The sequence below is a fragment of the Demequina sp. TMPB413 genome (assembly GCF_020447105.2).
Classification (GTDB): domain Bacteria; phylum Actinomycetota; class Actinomycetes; order Actinomycetales; family Demequinaceae; genus Demequina.
The window spans coordinates 2,502,674-2,518,325 of the sequence record NZ_CP096184.1 but is presented as its reverse complement, the minus strand read 5'-3'; the positions used below and the strand labels follow the sequence as shown (position 1 = coordinate 2,518,325).

Genomic DNA, 15,652 nt, shown 5'->3' with positions numbered 1-15,652 from the left:
GGCCCCACCCGAGCGTCGGCCGCGGGGTGTCGTCGTCCAGTTTGGTTCGCAGTGTCTGTTTGGGCGGGGTGGCGGGCGCGGCGCGGGGGCGGGGCCGGCGCGGGGGCGGGGCCGACGCGAGGGCGGGGCCGGCGCGGGGGCGGGGCCGACGCGAGGGCCAGGGCGACGCAGGGGCGGGGGCCGCCCGTTTGCACCCCTAGTCTGGGTCAATGAGCCTCCGCGTTGTGTCTCTGCGCCGATACCCTGTGAAGTCGATGGGCGGCGAGTCGCTCGCCGTCGCGCACGTGGTGACCAGAGGGATCTCAGGCGACCGGATCTTCGCGGTGAGGGACGCCGATGACAAGCTCCTGTCAGGCAAGAACACCAAGCGCATGGCCAGGAACGACGGCATCTTCGCTTTTGAAGCCCGCACCGAGGGCCGGCGCGTGGTGATCGCCGACGCCTCCGGTCGCATCGGCGACGCAGGCAACCCCGCCGTCGACGCCGCCCTCACCGAGGCCCTCGGCACCCAGGTTCGCGTCGCCCACGAGACGGACGTTCCTCACTTTGACGACGGCGCGGTATCGCTGGTGGGCACGGCAACTCTTGAGTGGTGCGCGCGGGAGTTGGGCGTGGACGCCGACCCTCGGCGCCTCCGGGTCAACATCGTGGTCGAAACGACGGAGCCGTTCGAAGAAGAGGGCTGGATTGGTTCGACCATCAAAATCGGCGGCGTGCTCCTGAACCCGATGGGCCGGCTCTTGCGGTGCCGCACGGTAGACCTGGCTCAAGACGGCGTCGAGGGCACGACGCAGTGGCTGGTTCCCTTGGGTCAGCGGCGAGACGCTCGCCTCGCCGTCTATTGCGATGTCGCGTCTCGCGGGGCGGTCGCCGTCGGCGACGAGGTCACGTTGCAACCGGCCGGCGATCAGTAGCCCCCAGCCCGTCCGCAGACCCGCCATCGGCGTCGTGCCGATAGGCCGCCGCCCACTCTAGACTCGCCTCATGGCCGCCGACGTACCGCCCGCATCGCCGGGCGGCGCCCGTAGCGATTCCGCGGCCTCCTCTCCAGCGTCGTCCCGTTCCAAGACCACCCCACGAGCCGTGCACATCGTCGACGACCCGGAGACGCGCGTCCACCGCATGGCCGACCTCATCAGCCTGCTGGGCGTCGGGCTGGGAATCGTGTTGGTGCTGCTGCTTGGCGCCTACGCCCACGGCACCACCGAAGGCATCACTGACGACGTTCAGGGCATCTCCAAGGTTCTGCAGCGGCTACTGGTCGCGCCCGTCAACCTCTTCTCTGGGATCGTCACGCTCGTGCTGCCAGCCGCCGTGGTGGTCGACCTCGCTTTGCGCCGCGAGCCCCGCCGCATTCTCGAGGCCATCGGGTCCTCGGCTGCGGGCTTCGCGCTCACCGTCGGCGCCGTCTATCTCGCGCAGGCGGTCGGTTCCGACGAGGTGGTGCGGTCGCTGTCCGTCGGCTTCGGCGACGACGCCGAGGTCACCCTCCCCGCCTACATCGCCGGGGTCGCGGCGCTGCTCACGGTCGCCGGCAGGCGAGGCACTCGGCGCACCTTCACCATCTCGTGGAACATCCTGTGGGCCGCGCTGGCCGTAGCCGTCATCTCCGGCATCGTCACCCTGCCCGCCGCGCTCATCACGGTGCTCATCGGGCGCCTTGCTGGCCTTGGGCTGCGCTACGCACTGGGCTCGACCACCGACCGCGCTTACGGCGACTCGCTCGTGGAGGGCATCGAGAGGGCAGGGTTCATCCCCAAGCGCCTCGTGCGCGCCGACCCGAACGGCGAGGCTACCGATGAGGATCAGGACGAGCTCTCGACGGCTCTCGGTCGCACCCGCCATGGCAGGGTGTATGCCCTCACCACGATCGAGAACCATCACCTCATCGTGGTGGCTCTCGACGCCGACCAACACGCTGCCGGCTTCCTCACCAAACTGTGGTCCTCGCTGAGACTGCGCGGAATCGACGCCCGCGCGGATGTGTCCTTGCGCCACTCCGCGGAGGCGACCGCTCTGGTCTCTCACGCCGCTCGAGGAGCCGGCGTCCACACGGCCAGGGTGCTCGGCATGTCTCAGGCACGCGACACGATGATCGTGATCTACCAGCGACCGCTCTCCGCCAGGCCGTTGTCGCAATTCGACTCAGCCGAGGTCACCGACGAGACCGTCGACGCCGTCTGGGACCAAGTCTTGAAGGCACATAAGGTCGGCATTTCGCATCGCTCACTGAGTGCCGACACCGTCATGGTGGGTCACGACGAGTTGGTAGACGTCCCGACGGTGTGGCTCACGAGTTGGGAACTGGGCGAGGTCGCCACCTCGGAGTTGGCCAAGAGGATCGACAGGGCGCAGCTCGTCGCGATGCTCGCGCCCATCGTGGGCGCAGACCGGGCGGTCGCGGCGGCCTTCAGGGCTCTCGGGGACGAGGGCGTGGAGCAGTTCGCGCCGATGCTGCAGACGATCGTCCTCCCGCGCTCGACACGCGCGGCGTTGAGCACCTCCGACGTGGACCTTGGCGGGCTACGAAAAGAGATCGTCGAGCGCTTGCCCGATGCCGACGTCGAGCCGGACAAGATCGCTCGCTTTGGACTGCGCACCGTGCTCACGATCGCCGCTGGCATCGTCGCCGCCTACTTGGTGTTCGCGTCGTTCAACACGGAGGACGTCCTTGGTGCGTTGAGCGATTCCAACCCCTGGTGGCTGTTGGTCGCTCTCGGCTGGTCGATGGCCACGTTCTTTGGCGCGGCCGTCGCCCTCATGGCGTTCTCGCCCATCAAGCTTCCGTGGAGCAGGGCCCTGCTCGCTCAGGTCGCGGCCGCCTACCTCGCGCTCGCAGCCCCTGCAGGGGTTGGCCCCGCCGCACTCAACATGCGGCTGCTAACTCGTCGCAAGGTGTCCGCCCCTCTCGCCGTCGCGACCGTCGCGCTCGTCCAGGTGAGCGCCGTGGTGGTCACCGTGGTCGGCCTCGTGACGCTGTCGCTCATCACCGGCTCGGAGGGCACCCTCGCGGCGCTGCCCTCGAGCTCGGTGCTCGTCGGCGTGGTGGGAACGGCGGCCGTGATCGCATTGGCGATGGTCGTTCCTCGCGTGCGTGGATGGGCTCTCGGGAGGCTACGACCCTTGGTCCGTCAGACGTGGCCTCGCCTCGCTCAAGTGCTGAGCCAGCCATGGCGTCTCGCCCTCGGGCTCGGTGGCAATCTGCTGCTGACAATCGCCTACGTCGGCGCTTTCGACGCGACTCTTCGCGCCTTCGGCCAAGACCTCGCCCTCATCGACGTCACCGTCCTGTTCTTGCTCGGCAACGCTGCGGGCGCGATCGTGCCCACTCCTGGCGGCCTAGGCGTGGTCGAGGGTGCGCTCACCGCCGGGCTCATCTCTGCCGGCCTTCCCAAGGAGATCGCGGCGTCCGTCGTGGTGCTCTTCCGCCTCTTCAGTTACTGGGCGCGCATCCCGCTGGGCTACCTCGCCATGAGGTTCCTGCAGCGGACAGGCGAGTTGTAGCGGACTCGCAACGGGCGCGTCATAGGCGCGGCTCCTCTTGGCGCGTTCCACTCGCTCCACCCATCCGTCCGGGCGGCGGCAGAGAATAGGCTCTGACGCAGTGCGTGCCGCGCCCCGGCGGAGCACCGAGAGGGAGACGACGATGATCGACTCGACCGCCGCCGCTTTTGCCCTCCTCCTCGGGGCCGTGGCCGCCTTCAATCCGTGCGGCTTCGCGCTGCTTCCCGCCTACATCACGGTGATTGTCACTGGCAGCGCCGACGAACGCCTCACCCGAGCCCAGGCGCTACGCCGCGCCGTCGTCTTTGGCCTGGCGATGACCGCAGGATTCGTCGCGGTGTTCACCGGCTTCGGCTTGCTGTTCGGGGCGGTCAACGTGGCCCTTCAAGGCTCGGTGCTGCCGTACCTGCCCTACGTGACAGTGACGCTGGGCGTGGTGCTCATCGGCTTCGGCATCGCCATGGCCCTGGGTCACGAGGTGCCTGGCTTGCGCGTGAGGACACTCTCCGGTCGCGCACCCAAGGCCGACGCGTGGTCTCAAGTGCTCTACGGCGTCTCCTTTGCCCTCGCCTCCCTGTCTTGCACCATCGCCCCCTTCTTCGCAGTGGTGACCCAGTCACTCGACGCGTCGGGGCCCGTCGGCGCCGTGGCACCCTTCGTGATCTACGGAACCGGAATGGGCACGTCCGTCATGGTGGTCTCGCTCGGGGCCGCGTTTGCGGGGGCGGCCGTGGGCAAGGCGCTACGCAAGCGCACCGGCGCCATCCTGCGCACCGGCGGTGTCATCATGGTGCTCGCGGGAGCCTGGGTGATCCTGTACGGGCTCGCCGAGATCCTGCCTCGCTACGGAGTGCGTGCCCTCGATGAGGTGCTGCTCAGTTCTTCGCGCATTCAGGGCTCGATCTCCAGCGGAATCGCTGACTGGGGCACCCCAGTGTTGGTGACGCTGGTGACGCTCGTCGCTACCGCCGTCGTCGCGGTGTTCTTGATCGCCAGGCGCGACGCCCGTCGCACCGACGCTGTGAGCCGCTGAGGTCTCAACCCTCCAGCAGGGAGTTCGCCGCATCGAGGATGCCGTCGCGTCCCATCGAGCCCTGGATCACCGTGATCTCGCCGGTGTCATTGATCAGGGCAAACGCTGGCTGGTACGGAACCTCGAAGGTTGACCACAGGCTCCCATCGCCATCGACAATGTGCTCGATGCCGTCAAGGTCATAGGAGTCGATGAAGTTCTCCATGCCGGCTTGGTCAGACTTGCCAGGGACGCCGTACATCGTCACGCCTTCTGGCAATTGTGCCGCCGCCGCGGCGACGCCCGGCGCTTCAGCCTGACACGTGGGGCACCACGACGCCCAGAACCACAGGATCGTGTCGGTCCCCGCGAGATCGGTGCCGTCAAAGGCCTCTCCGGAAACGGTCGTGGCCTGGAATGTGAGCTTGTCGTTGACCACCACGTCGTCGGCTTCCCCGACCATCGCGTCGTCGTCGCCTGTCGCGTGTTGCGTGGCGTCAGGAGACGTCGCCGCGTCCTCCATCGCTGGCGGTACCGAGGCATTCTGAGGGTCAGGCTCGCTCGTGGCGCAACTGCTGAGGAGCACGGTGGCGGCGCCTGCGGCAACCGCCCAGCGGGGAACGAAGCGAACACTCATCTCGACATTGCCTTTCGACGGGAGCCCTCGGAGGGCACCTGGGGACACGGGTACGTCAACGAACGCACACCGTGCATTCGGAGTGAACGCGGCCCCGGATGGGCCCGCACACGGCACCCCTGCGCGAGGGGACGCCGCGCAAGGGCGCAGTCCACCTACCCCTCCGCCAACCACGCCACCTTGTCGACGATGTCGTTCTTGCCGTAGCCGCCCGAGTAGGACTGCGACTCCCCGTCTTGGTTGATGAGCACCAGCGTCGGTTGGCCGGTCACCTTGAAGCCCTGCCAGATCGAGCCGTCCTCGTCGTAGATGTGGGCGAACTGCTCCACCCCAGGGTGGTCGGCGATGAACGTCTCCGACGTGGGAACGTCCCCAAGCCCTGCGATGCCCAACACCGTCACGTCGGGCGGGAACTCCTTCATGGCGTTCACCAGGGCGCCAGCCTCCGCGTCGCAAATGGGGCACCACGGTGCCCAGAACCACAGCACCACGTCCTTGTACAGCAGGTCGGTGCCGTCGATCTGCTCTCCCGAGATCAGGTCGGTCGCCATGAACTTGAACAGGTCGGGGGCGTCGGGGTTCGCCCAGTCAGCATCGGTCGTGGGCGTGACGTCGTGCGAGGCGGCAGCGGCCACAGGCGTCGCCGGATCAAGGGTGGCGTCGACGGGCTCGTCGGCAGGGGAGCCGCACGCGACCAGGGCAAGTGCCGCCAACGTGAGGGCGACGAGCGGAGCGGGGCGGGACATGGGCGTCATGGCTGACGCTCCCTTCATGGGGTGTGCCGCTCAGACTACAAGTCGAGGGCTCCCGCGGGCTATGGGCGATCGAGAGCGATGTCGACCACCACGAGTTGCTCGTCGCGGTCGCTGAAGGGCGCCTGGGCGACCACTTCGCCGTCCCGTCCCACCGCGAGCGACGCCCCGATGCAACGCCAGCCGTCCCATTCGCCGCCCACCACGGGGCCGACGTTGCTGACGCCGATCACTGGCATCCCCGTTTCGCGCGCGAGAGCGCCGTACGCGGTGACCCACTCATCGCCGTAGGGCCTGACGCTGTTGTCGAAGTCAGCAGGCACCGCCCACGCACAGGGCGACAAGAGGATCTGTGCTCCCATGGCGGCGAGGGCCCTTCCCAACGCGAGCGACGGGTAGGCGTTGTCGGCGCAGATGTCGATGCCGATCACGCCGTGCTCCGTCTCGACCACCTGCAAGAATGTCCCCGCGTGGTAGACCTTGCGTGCGAAGTCCAGTTCGTTGATCTTCCGATGCTTCGCAAGGATGGCGCCGTCGGAGCCGATCAGCACTGCGGCGTTGAAGAGGTGGTCGCCATCGCGCTCCGTGAGGCCTGCGACCACCATCACTCCGGCTGCGGCCGCCGCTGCTGCCAAGCGAGCCGCCGCTGGCCCAGGAATCGGCTGAGCGAGCGCAGGCGCCATGGCCGAGGTCCAGCCCACGTCGAGGCACTCTGGCAGCACGACGATCGCGCACCCCTGCCGGGCGGCCTCGTCGATCATGTGGACGGCGCGGGTCAGGTTGTCGTCCACAGCACCAGGGATCACGAGTATTTGGCCCATGCCGATGCGGAGCGCATTCGGGTTCACCATCGGGAGCCTCCTTTGTTCCTTCGCGCCGAGGCGGCGGACATCCCGACCATAGCCGCCCCACACCCGACAACGCTCGCGCCCCGGTGTTAGGGTCGAAATCAGGCGCCTACCAAGGAGTTCGCATCATGACCATCAAGGACATCGGCCCGGATCCGCAATCGTTCGACCTCGAGACGGAGACCCTCGAGAACTCGAACTTCCGCACGGTGGCGTGGAGCGGCAAGTACCTCCAGGTCACCCTCATGTCGATTCCTGTCGGAGGGGACATCGGCCTCGAAGCGCATCCTGAGACGGACCAGTTCATCCGACTCGATGGCGGCAAGGGTCGCGCCCAGATGGGTCCCAGCAAGGACAACCTGACGTTCGATCAGGAGGTCTCGGACGGTTGGTGCGTGCTGGTGCCCGCGGGAAGTTGGCACAACATCACCAACATCGGCGATGAGCCGATGCAGGTGTACACGATCTACGCCCCCCAGCATCACGCGCCTGGCAAGATTCACGTCACCAAGGCGGACGACGACGAAACAGACGACGAGCCTGCCGAGTGGTCGGTACAGCCCGGCTCGGAGCGTCCAGACAAGAAGGCCTGACTCTGGCCTGACGGCCGCCCGCACCCGCCCCCGTGGCAGGGGGTGGCGCGCGAAGAACGACCGCTACAAGTCCGGAGCCATGTCAGCGAAGTGCGCGTAGTCCTTCTTGAAGGCGACCGAGATGGTCTTGGTGGGACCGCCTCGGTGCTTGGCCACGATGAAGTCCGCCTCGCCTGGACGGTTCTCGTAGTCGTAGGCGTCCTCGCGGTGCAGCAGGATGACGATGTCGGCGTCCTGCTCGATCGCGCCTGACTCACGCATGTCTGAGAGCATCGGCTTCTTCTCGGTGCGCTGCTCTGGGCCACGGTTCAGCTGTGAGATCGCGATGACGGGCACCTGGATCTCCTTGGACAGCAACTTGAGCGCGCGCGAGAACTCGGAGACCTCTTGCTGACGAGACTCGACCTTGCGCCCTGAGGACATCAGCTGGAGGTAGTCGACCACCACGAGGCTGAGACCGTGTTGCTGCTTGAGCCGACGACACTTCGCGCGGATCTCCATGAGGGACATGTTGGGGCTGTCATCGATGAACATGGGCGCCTTGGCGATGCGAGCCGCGGTGCTCGCAAGGCGCTCCCAGTCGTTCGGGTTCATCGGACCCTTGGTGAGCTGGGTGAGCTTCACCTTCGACTCGGCCGAGAGCATGCGCTTGGTGATCTCTTCGCGACTCATTTCGAGCGAGAAGATGACGGATGCTTTGCCTGCGCCAATCGAGGCGGCCCGCGCGATGTCGAGGCCGAGCGTCGACTTACCAATGGCCGGACGGGCCGCGATCACGATCATCTGTCCCGCTTGGAAGCCGCCCGTGAGGTCGTCCAGGTCCCTGAAGCCCGTGGGGATGCCGAGCATTTGGCCGTCGCGGCTCGAGGCGGCATCGATCTCTTCGAGCGTATGCTCCATGACTTCGCCGATGGGCAGGTAGTCCTCGGAGTTGCGCCGCTCGGTGACGGCGAACACCTCGGCCTGCGCGCTGTCGACAACGTCGTCCACTTGAGCGCCGTCGGCGTCGTAACCCATGTTGGCGATGCGGGTGCCGGCCTCAACAAGGCGGCGCAGGATCGACTGTTCGCGCACCAAACGCGCGTAGTAACCAGCCGAGGCGGCTGACGGGACGATCGAGATGAGGGTGTGGAGGTACTCCGCGCCACCCACCCGTGCGAGTTGACCCGACCTCTGGAGCTCCGCGCCCACGGTGAGGGCGTCGACGGGGTTTCCGGAGTTGTACAGCGTGATCGCCGTGTCGAAGATCGTCTCGTGAGCGGGCTTGTAGAAGTCATCCGCACGCACTGACTCGATGACATCCGCCATCGCGTCCTTCGAGAGCATCATGGAGCCAAGAACCGATTGCTCCGCGTCCAGGTTCTGTGGCGGCGTGCGCTCGAGACCGCGCGATGAATAGGAGGCTTCGAGTTCGTCTACTGACACGCGCTATCCGCCTCCATTCTGTTGCGTTTGGTCCCAGCGTGGTGATGAGACAAGCGTCCCACGTCGGTCAGACAAGACCCCGCCACCTGGGTGTGCCACGTCACCGTAGTGAAGGCGCGCCGCGCGCCACAAACCGAGTCTCAGTGGACGGCCAGTGGACGGCGGTGGACACAGGCTCCCGCGCATGGGGACAGTCGCGCGCTTCCTGTGGATGAGCCTGTGAGTTGCGAAGGCCCAGCGTCAAGAGAGGCATGTTTACCAGGGCTTTTGAGAGGGGTCAGCATGGGGAAAACCCCGGGGAGAAATCGTCGGCGTGTCGCGACCCGGCGTGTCGCGTGTGGCTCGATGGGCGCGTGGACGGGACGGCGGGCAGGGACGACAAAGCCCCGAGAATCCCCTCTCGCAAGAGCGAGAATGGGGACGCCCGGGGCGTGTCGAATCGCCCGTTAAGAGGCGGCTACCACCTTGACGGCAACCGTCGCCGTCACGCCTTCGTGCAGCGCGACCTTGACCTGGTAGTCACCAAGCGCCTTGATCGGCTGACCGATCTGGATGCGACGCTTGTCCACGAGCGCGCGGGTGCCGATGGCGTCCGCGATGTCGGTCGTGGTGATTGCACCGAAGAGGCGGCCGGACTCACCGGCGTTGGCCTGGACGGTCACGGGGCTCGACTGGAGGGCATCGCGGGCCGCCTGGGCCTCTTCGATGCTTGCCAGTTCGCGACCGCGGCGCGCCTTGCGCATTGACTCGATGGACTTCTCTGCCCCTGCAGACCACGGCGTGGCCAGCTTGCGGGGGATCAGGAAGTTGGTGGCGTAGCCGTCTTTGACCTCGACGACGTCGCCCGCGGTGCCGAGACCGGCAACCTCGTGCGTGAGGATGATCTTTGCCATGTCAGTTCCCCTTAACGGCCGGAGCCGGCGTAGGGAAGCAGGGCGAGTTCGCGCGCGACCTTGATGGCGCGGGCGATCTGGCGCTGCTCCTGAACGGTGACACCCGTGACGCGGCGCGAACGGATCTTGCCGCGGTCGGAGATGAACTTGCGCAGCAGCGCGGTGTCTTTGTAGTCGATCGTCTTGACCTTGGCGGCCTTGAGCGGGTTGACCTTCTTACGCGGCTTGCGCGTGTCGATCTTTGCCATGCTTGTCTTTCCTTACATCAAGAAGTGGTGCGACTCGTCGTCGCTGTTAGAACGGAGGCTCGTCTGAGGACGGAGCCGATGCCCACGGGTCGTTGTCAGCACCGCCGGCAGGGGCGTTGGCGTAGCCGCCGCCCTGACCGCCGCCGCTGAAGCCACCGCCGCCACCCTGGCCACCGCCACGCTGAGTGCGCGTGACCTTGGCAGTGGCGTAACGGAGGGACGGGCCGACCTCGTCGACCTGCATCTCCATGACCGTGCGCTTCTCGCCGTTGGCTTCCCACGAGCGCGACACCAGCCTGCCGGTCACGACGACCCGCATGCCCTTGGTGAGCGATTCGGCCACGTTCTCAGCGGCCTCGCGCCACAGGGAGCAGCGCATGAACAGGGTGTCCCCGTCCTTCCACTCGTTCGACTGACGGTCAAACGTGCGGGGGGTGGACGCGACGGTGAAGTTCACCACTGCTGCCCCTGACTGAATGAATCGCAGTTCGGGGTCTCCGGTGAGGTTGCCCACCACGGTGATCTGAGTGTCGCCTGCCATGTCTTATCCCTGTCGTCTCGTGGAGTTTCCGGTGCTAGTGAGCGTCGGGACGCAGCAGCTTGAGGCGCAGGATGGTCTCGTTCAGACCAAGCTGACGCTCGAGCTCCTTCGCCGTAGCGGACTCCGCGGTGAAGTTGATGACCGCGTAGACGCCATCGCTCTTCTTCTTGATGGGGAAGGCCAAACGGCGTCGGCCCCATACGTCGAGGTTGTCGACGGTGCCCTTGTCATTGGTGACCACGGCGAGATACTTCTCGAGTGACGGCTTGACCGTACGCTCATCGATCTCGGGGTCGAGGATGACCATCATTTCGTACTGGCGCATGTAAGAACCCACCTCCTCTGGACTAAAACGGCTACGGACGTTCCGTAGCAGGAGGGTGACGCAAGTAGTGGCGGACCGCCCAGGTGGACGGGCCAAACCACGATCAGCAAGCGTACCTTGTCGGGGCAGTCCACGGGAAATGATCCACAGCGCCAGTAGGCTCGACGCGTGACTGAGACAGGACCGTTCCGGCTCGAGCCGATCGACGCGACGACGCTGGAGGAGCTCGTCCATGCTGCGGGCCAGCCGGTGCCGGTCGAGCAAGCAGGCGTCTGGGACGCCTTCGACGCCGCCATCGCGGGACGCACGCCATGGGGTCGCCTGGCGGCCTACAACGCCGACGGCGTAGCGGTCGCAGTCATGGCGCTCACCGAATACACGGGTAGGGGCTTCCGCTACTTGTGGGCGAAGCACGGTCCCGTCTGGCTCGCCTCACCGACGCCAGAGGCTGAGAAGTCTTTGCGCGAAGCCTTGCGGAACCACCTCGCGCGTCACGCGCCCCACATCGCCTTTGCACGCCTGCACTTCCACGACGAGGCGGCAGACCTCCGCCCGGTTCTCCAGTCGGTGACGTACGACGAGACGGTCGAGGTGGACCTGACGCCTTCAGAGGACGACGTGATGGCCGCCATGGGCAAGACCGGCCGCAAGAAGCTGCGGCGCACCTTGCGGGACGAGGGCTTCGCACTCAGCGAGGAGCGGGACATTTCCCGCGAGGACTTCGCGGAACTGTACGAGATCTACCGCGAGACGGCGGTGCGTGACTCCTTCGGCATCTATCCAGCCGACGTGTACTTCACCATGCTCACCGCGCTCGGCGAGGCCGCCAGACTGTTCGTGGCGCGGCGCACCGATGGCCCTGGCGAGCCAGGCCGCGCCGTGTCGTGGGTGCTCTCGACGTTCTACGACGGCGTTGGCCAGGACTACTACGGGGCGTCAAACGCAGAGGGCTTCGAGACCAATGCGGCGCTGCGCCTCAAGTGGCACATCCTGATGTCCCTCAAGGCTGAGGGCGGCAAGCGCTACGACATGATGGGCGTCGGCTCGGCCAAGGCGCCGCAACTCATGGGCGTGCGCCAATTCAAACTTCAGTTCGCGGAGACCACCACCCCCGTCGCCCCCTCGTGGGACGTGCCCATCAAGAAGCTAACCTACCGAGGCCTCTCCTTGGCGCTCGCTGCCAAGCGGGCGCTGCGCGGGAGGCGCTAGAGCGTCGTCCGGGCGCAGCCCTTCACGACGCTTGCGGGCGGTACTTGCGATAGGTGCGCCACTGCGCCCACTCCGCAAGCCAGGCATGAAGGCGCTGCTTGGCTGACCGGTCCCCTCGGTACATCATCGGCCGGGCGATGCCTGCCTTCATGACGCTCTTGACGCGTGCCCACAGCGCAGGGTCCGTCACGTAGCGCTTGAGCAACAGCGGCGGCACGGTCGAATACAGGATGACGCCCTGAGGCACCCTGACTGTGCCGTCATGGACGCCGGCAAAGTCGTCGAGCACGGGATCCATGACGTTGACCCCTGCGGCAGTGACGTAGAAGTTGTTGCGGCCGATGCGTGTGTTGACTTCAAAGAAGACCGGCTCGCCCGTCACGGGGTCGAGCTTGGCGTCGAAGTTGGCGAAGCCGCGGTAGTCGACCGCTGAGAGGAATCGCTCGGCGGCATCGAAGAGGGGATCGTCGACCATGGTGATCATGGCGGCGGGGATTCCCAACTTGTGGGGAGCGCACTCCTCAAGCAGCACCTGGGCGGCGCACTTCAAGGACACCTTGCCGGCACCATCCACGTACATCGTGACCGACCTAATGGTCTCGTCGCCGCCAGCGATGAACTCCTGCAACAGGAACTCGCCAGGGTAGTTCGCACCCCGGAGCGTGGTCCACAGCGCGCCGACCTGCTCGGGGGTGTCCAACACGAACACCTTCTTCTTGCCAGCGAACTTCACGTCGACGTACTCCGCAGACACCGCTGGCTTGGCGATCAAGGGGAAGGTCATCCCGTCGAGAGCGGGCTCCGACCAATCAGCCGCGCTGAGGTCAACCGTGATGCCCTGAGGCACCCGGATGCCAAGGTCGGTGCAGATGGACATGAAGGACGTCTTGTCGGCCACTCTGTCGATCGTCTCGAGCGACGGCATCGGCACAAAGTACAGCTTCCTCAGGGCGTCCTCGTGACGCGCGATGATGCCCGCGAAGTGGTCGGAGTTGGTGAGCAAGATCACTGGCCTGGCGCTGCTCTCGGCGACCCTCGTGAGAGTCGCGATGATCTCCGCCTCGTCAAGCGCGTCGGCGAGCGTGACCACGTCAAGAATCGAGGAGTACCGTACGGCCGCGAGCGCCTTGCCTGCGACCAACGTGGATCGCCTGCCGGTGCGCGCGTGAAAAGCACGGGCCATGGCGTACACCCCGATGTCGGCACCGACAAAGACGACGTCAACTTCAGGCGCGGCGGCGCGAGCGCTCATGTCACTCTCCGTGAGGGTTGTTCGTGCAAGGCGGTGGTGCCAGGGTACTCACCGCAGCGGAAGCGTCATGGCGCCGGGGGCGGATCCACCACGGGAGGCACCTCAGGAGTGGGCGTCGGTTCCGGCTCCGGCTCTGGCGACGGCGTGGGTGACGGCGTCGGGCTCGGCTCGGGGCTTGGCGACGGAGTGGGTGACGGCGTCGGGCTCGGCTCGGGAGTATTGGCCGTGCCCACACCTGCGCGCGGCGGGAAGTCCACGACGGGCAGATCCTGGAGGATCGGGCCCATCATCCAGGTCCAGATGCGCACCGGCATGGAACCGCCTGTGATCTGCGGGAAGCCTCCGAACGGGGTGATCTGCTCTTCCTCGCCGTTTGGACCCACTTGATACATGCCCACCACCCCGACCTGCTGGGGCGTAAAGCCGACGAACCACGCCGAGCGGTTGTCGTTCGAGGTTCCCGTCTTGCCGGCGACAGGTCGCCCGAGTTCGGCGGCGAAGTGGCCAGAACCCGAGTTGTAGTTGACCACTTGTTGCATCGCATAGGTCGCGTCGGCCATCACGTCTGGATCGAACACCCGATCCTGAGTCGACTGGTGCTCGTAGTAAAGATCGCCGTTCGCAAGCATGACCTGGGCCACCATGTACGGCTCGGTGCTCAGCCCACCGGTGGCGTAGGTCGAGTACGCGGATGCGAGGTCAAGCGCGCGGGGCGAAGCGGAGCCAAGCACGTTAGAAGGATTGTCCCCGAGGCCCTTGGTGTCTTCTGGGATACCCGCCCTCACGGCCACCTCGCGCGTCTTGTCTGGACCGACCTCCACGTTCAGCTGGGTATAGACGGTGTTTACCGAACTGGCGGTCGCCTGCACCAAGTCAATATCGCGGTAGTTCTCGCCCGCGTAGTTGGTGACGGGACCATCAAAGCCAGGGACCGTCTTCCTGTTGGCCCCGTTGTAGACCGAATCAAGCGAGATGCCGCTTTCCAGCGCGGCGACGAGAGTGAAGGGCTTGAAGGTCGAGCCTGCCTGCGCCACGTCTTGAGTGACGGCGTTGCGCTGGACCTGCAGATAGTCGGCGCCGCCGTACATGCCCGTCACAGCGCCCGTCTCCGGATTCATGGTGACGGCCGCGACCCTGAGGTTGGGTGCTGCGTCCTCCGGCATCTGCGCCACCGCCGCCTCGATCGCCTGCTGAGTCGCGAGGTCGAAGGTGGTGACAACACTGAGGCCCTGGGTCTCGATCTCCTCTTGGGTGATGCCCGTTTCCTTCTCGACCTGCTCGATGGCGGCGCGCAGCAGGTAGCCCTGGGTGCCCCCGTAGATGTCGTTGTTGGAGTACTCAATCGTGGTGGGGAAGACCATGCTGTCGCGATCGTCGGCCTCGATGTACCCCAGCTCAAGCATGCCGTCCAGCACATAGTTCCACCTGTACTCGGCCTGCTCAGGATTGAGGCGGGGGTCCCAACGCGAGGGCGCGGGAAGGATGCCGGCGAGCAGGGCCGCCTCGGACTCAGTGAGTTCCGAAGCGTGCTTGCCGTAGTACTCGCGGGCCGCCGCCTCGATGCCGTATGCGCCACGGCCAAAGTAGACAGTGTTGACGTAGTTGCCGAGGATCTCTTCCTTGTCCTGCGTCTGGTTGATCTTGAGGGCCAGCAGCGCCTCGTCGATCTTGCCGACCATGTCGGTCGTCGTCGCGCCAACGTAGTAACGCTCCACATATTGCTGCGAGATGGTGGATCCGCCCTGCTGCTTGCCAAACACGACGGTCTTCACCAGGGCGCGGCCCGTCCCCACGAAGTCCACGCCGGGGTTCGTGTAGAAGCTGCGGTCTTCTGCCGCGACGAAGGCATTCGGCACGTAATCAGGAAGGTCCGTAATGTCGATGATGTCGCGCTCGGCTTCGCCTAGGCGACCCATCACCGTGGTGCCGTCCGCGTAGTAGACGGTGGACGCCTCTTGGAGTGCGAAGGCGTCCGGCTCGGGAACGTCAAGCATCTGGTAGCGGATGAACAGGCCGATGAACCCGAGGAGCGCCGTCGCGAGACCCGCAGCAAGAGCGCCGACGCCGATGCGGCGCAGCCAGAACTTCCACGCGGGGATGGGCTCGCCGTGCTTGTCGACGCGCACGTCCTTGCCGCCGTTTCCCCCCCTGCCGCCGCCTTTGCCGCCGCCGGTACCGCCCTTGCCTGCCCCCGTGCGCGTCGTGGCGCTCGGGTTCTTGACGGATGTTCTCGCGACGCCCGAGCGCGGCTGGACGCTCGGCGGCTTGGTTGTGCGTCGCGTCGGCTGGGCCCCCGAGGCGCCGCTAGCGGGTCGGGTGCTTCTTCTTTGCGGCTGTCGGCCGTTCTCACTCACCATGTCAGTGTACGAACGGGGGGCCGCGACGCCTGGTTCCCACGGCTACGCCTTGGCGA

Annotated in this window: 15 protein-coding genes; 5 read left to right on the top strand and 10 right to left on the bottom strand. The window is 66.3% G+C overall.

Features of this window, described 5'->3' with window-relative positions; genetic code table 11:
• Positions 1-209: 209 nt before the first annotated feature.
• The 3 genes from LGT36_RS12170 (at position 210) to LGT36_RS12160 (ending at position 4,537) form a co-directional block, all read left to right on the top strand.
• Positions 210-914, top strand: a complete 705-nt coding sequence (locus LGT36_RS12170; RefSeq protein ID WP_226095437.1) for an MOSC domain-containing protein — start codon at positions 210-212, stop codon at positions 912-914.
• A gap of 70 nt (positions 915-984) precedes the next feature.
• Positions 985-3,504, top strand: coding sequence for a lysylphosphatidylglycerol synthase transmembrane domain-containing protein (locus LGT36_RS12165; RefSeq protein WP_226096448.1), 2,520 nt, complete (start codon positions 985-987; stop codon positions 3,502-3,504).
• 142 nt (positions 3,505-3,646) lie between these two features.
• Positions 3,647-4,537, top strand: a complete 891-nt coding sequence (locus LGT36_RS12160; protein WP_226096447.1) for a cytochrome c biogenesis CcdA family protein — start codon at positions 3,647-3,649, stop codon at positions 4,535-4,537.
• Positions 4,538-4,541: 4 nt separating this feature from the next.
• Here the strand turns inward: LGT36_RS12160 and LGT36_RS12155 are convergent, their stop codons facing one another.
• From LGT36_RS12155 to LGT36_RS12145, 3 genes are all read right to left on the bottom strand, one after another.
• Entirely contained in the window at positions 4,542-5,153 is a 612-nt protein-coding gene (locus LGT36_RS12155) for a redoxin family protein (protein WP_226096446.1), read from the bottom strand.
• A 155-nt stretch (positions 5,154-5,308) separates the two neighbouring features.
• Complete coding sequence (locus tag LGT36_RS12150; RefSeq protein WP_226096445.1) at positions 5,309-5,908, bottom strand: redoxin domain-containing protein; 600 nt, start codon at positions 5,906-5,908, stop codon at positions 5,309-5,311.
• Between the two features lie 59 nt (positions 5,909-5,967).
• A complete protein-coding gene (locus LGT36_RS12145) occupies positions 5,968-6,756 on the bottom strand; it encodes a carbon-nitrogen hydrolase family protein (protein ID WP_226096444.1) in 789 nt (262 codons plus the stop codon).
• 125 nt (positions 6,757-6,881) lie between these two features.
• Here LGT36_RS12145 and LGT36_RS12140 point away from each other — a divergent pair, with 125 nt between their 5' ends.
• On the top strand, positions 6,882-7,346 hold the full coding sequence (locus LGT36_RS12140; protein WP_226096443.1) for a cupin domain-containing protein: 465 nt from the start codon (positions 6,882-6,884) through the stop codon (positions 7,344-7,346).
• A 63-nt stretch (positions 7,347-7,409) separates the two neighbouring features.
• On the opposite strand, the gene dnaB is transcribed toward LGT36_RS12140, so the two are convergent.
• The 5 genes from dnaB to rpsF form a co-directional block, all read right to left on the bottom strand.
• Positions 7,410-8,771: a replicative DNA helicase gene (dnaB, locus tag LGT36_RS12135; RefSeq protein ID WP_226096442.1), complete on the bottom strand. Its 1,362-nt coding sequence runs from the start codon at positions 8,769-8,771 to the stop codon at positions 7,410-7,412.
• A 446-nt stretch (positions 8,772-9,217) separates the two neighbouring features.
• Positions 9,218-9,664: a 50S ribosomal protein L9 gene (gene rplI, locus LGT36_RS12130; RefSeq protein ID WP_226096441.1), complete on the bottom strand. Its 447-nt coding sequence runs from the start codon at positions 9,662-9,664 to the stop codon at positions 9,218-9,220.
• 11 nt (positions 9,665-9,675) lie between these two features.
• Positions 9,676-9,912, bottom strand: coding sequence for a 30S ribosomal protein S18 (gene rpsR / locus LGT36_RS12125; RefSeq protein ID WP_226096440.1), 237 nt, complete (start codon positions 9,910-9,912; stop codon positions 9,676-9,678).
• A gap of 46 nt (positions 9,913-9,958) precedes the next feature.
• Positions 9,959-10,453: a single-stranded DNA-binding protein gene (locus LGT36_RS12120; RefSeq protein WP_226096439.1), complete on the bottom strand. Its 495-nt coding sequence runs from the start codon at positions 10,451-10,453 to the stop codon at positions 9,959-9,961.
• 34 nt (positions 10,454-10,487) lie between these two features.
• The gene (gene rpsF, locus LGT36_RS12115) at positions 10,488-10,778 is read right to left on the bottom strand and encodes a 30S ribosomal protein S6 (protein WP_226096438.1); all 291 of its coding nucleotides are present in this window, start codon (positions 10,776-10,778) and stop codon (positions 10,488-10,490) included.
• Positions 10,779-10,946: 168 nt separating this feature from the next.
• On the opposite strand from rpsF, the gene LGT36_RS12110 reads away from it, so the two are divergent.
• Positions 10,947-11,987, top strand: a complete 1,041-nt coding sequence (locus LGT36_RS12110; protein WP_226096437.1) for a GNAT family N-acetyltransferase — start codon at positions 10,947-10,949, stop codon at positions 11,985-11,987.
• A 22-nt stretch (positions 11,988-12,009) separates the two neighbouring features.
• Here LGT36_RS12110 and LGT36_RS12105 read toward each other — a convergent pair whose 3' ends face one another.
• Positions 12,010-13,239 carry a hypothetical protein gene (locus tag LGT36_RS12105; RefSeq protein ID WP_226096436.1) on the bottom strand — a complete coding sequence of 410 codons (1,230 nt, stop codon included), beginning with the start codon at positions 13,237-13,239 and terminating at the stop codon, positions 12,010-12,012.
• 65 nt (positions 13,240-13,304) lie between these two features.
• The gene (locus LGT36_RS12100; protein ID WP_226096435.1) at positions 13,305-15,593 is read right to left on the bottom strand and encodes a transglycosylase domain-containing protein; all 2,289 of its coding nucleotides are present in this window, start codon (positions 15,591-15,593) and stop codon (positions 13,305-13,307) included.
• Between the last annotated feature and the right edge of the window lie 59 nt (positions 15,594-15,652).

Coding starts and splice junctions, on each gene's coding strand:
- LGT36_RS12170 (WP_226095437.1), top strand. CDS start 210: ATGAGCCTCCGCGTTGTGTCTCTGCGCCGATACCCTGTGAAGTCGATG.
- LGT36_RS12165 (WP_226096448.1), top strand. CDS start 985: ATGGCCGCCGACGTACCGCCCGCATCGCCGGGCGGCGCCCGTAGCGAT.
- LGT36_RS12150 (WP_226096445.1), bottom strand. CDS start 5,908: ATGACGCCCATGTCCCGCCCCGCTCCGCTCGTCGCCCTCACGTTGGCG.
- LGT36_RS12155 (WP_226096446.1), bottom strand. CDS start 5,153: ATGAGTGTTCGCTTCGTTCCCCGCTGGGCGGTTGCCGCAGGCGCCGCC.
- LGT36_RS12120 (WP_226096439.1), bottom strand. CDS start 10,453: ATGGCAGGCGACACTCAGATCACCGTGGTGGGCAACCTCACCGGAGAC.
- LGT36_RS12105 (WP_226096436.1), bottom strand. CDS start 13,239: ATGAGCGCTCGCGCCGCCGCGCCTGAAGTTGACGTCGTCTTTGTCGGT.
- LGT36_RS12160 (WP_226096447.1), top strand. CDS start 3,647: ATGATCGACTCGACCGCCGCCGCTTTTGCCCTCCTCCTCGGGGCCGTG.
- rpsR (WP_226096440.1), bottom strand. CDS start 9,912: ATGGCAAAGATCGACACGCGCAAGCCGCGTAAGAAGGTCAACCCGCTC.
- rpsF (WP_226096438.1), bottom strand. CDS start 10,778: ATGCGCCAGTACGAAATGATGGTCATCCTCGACCCCGAGATCGATGAG.
- LGT36_RS12145 (WP_226096444.1), bottom strand. CDS start 6,756: ATGGTGAACCCGAATGCGCTCCGCATCGGCATGGGCCAAATACTCGTG.
- rplI (WP_226096441.1), bottom strand. CDS start 9,664: ATGGCAAAGATCATCCTCACGCACGAGGTTGCCGGTCTCGGCACCGCG.
- LGT36_RS12140 (WP_226096443.1), top strand. CDS start 6,882: ATGACCATCAAGGACATCGGCCCGGATCCGCAATCGTTCGACCTCGAG.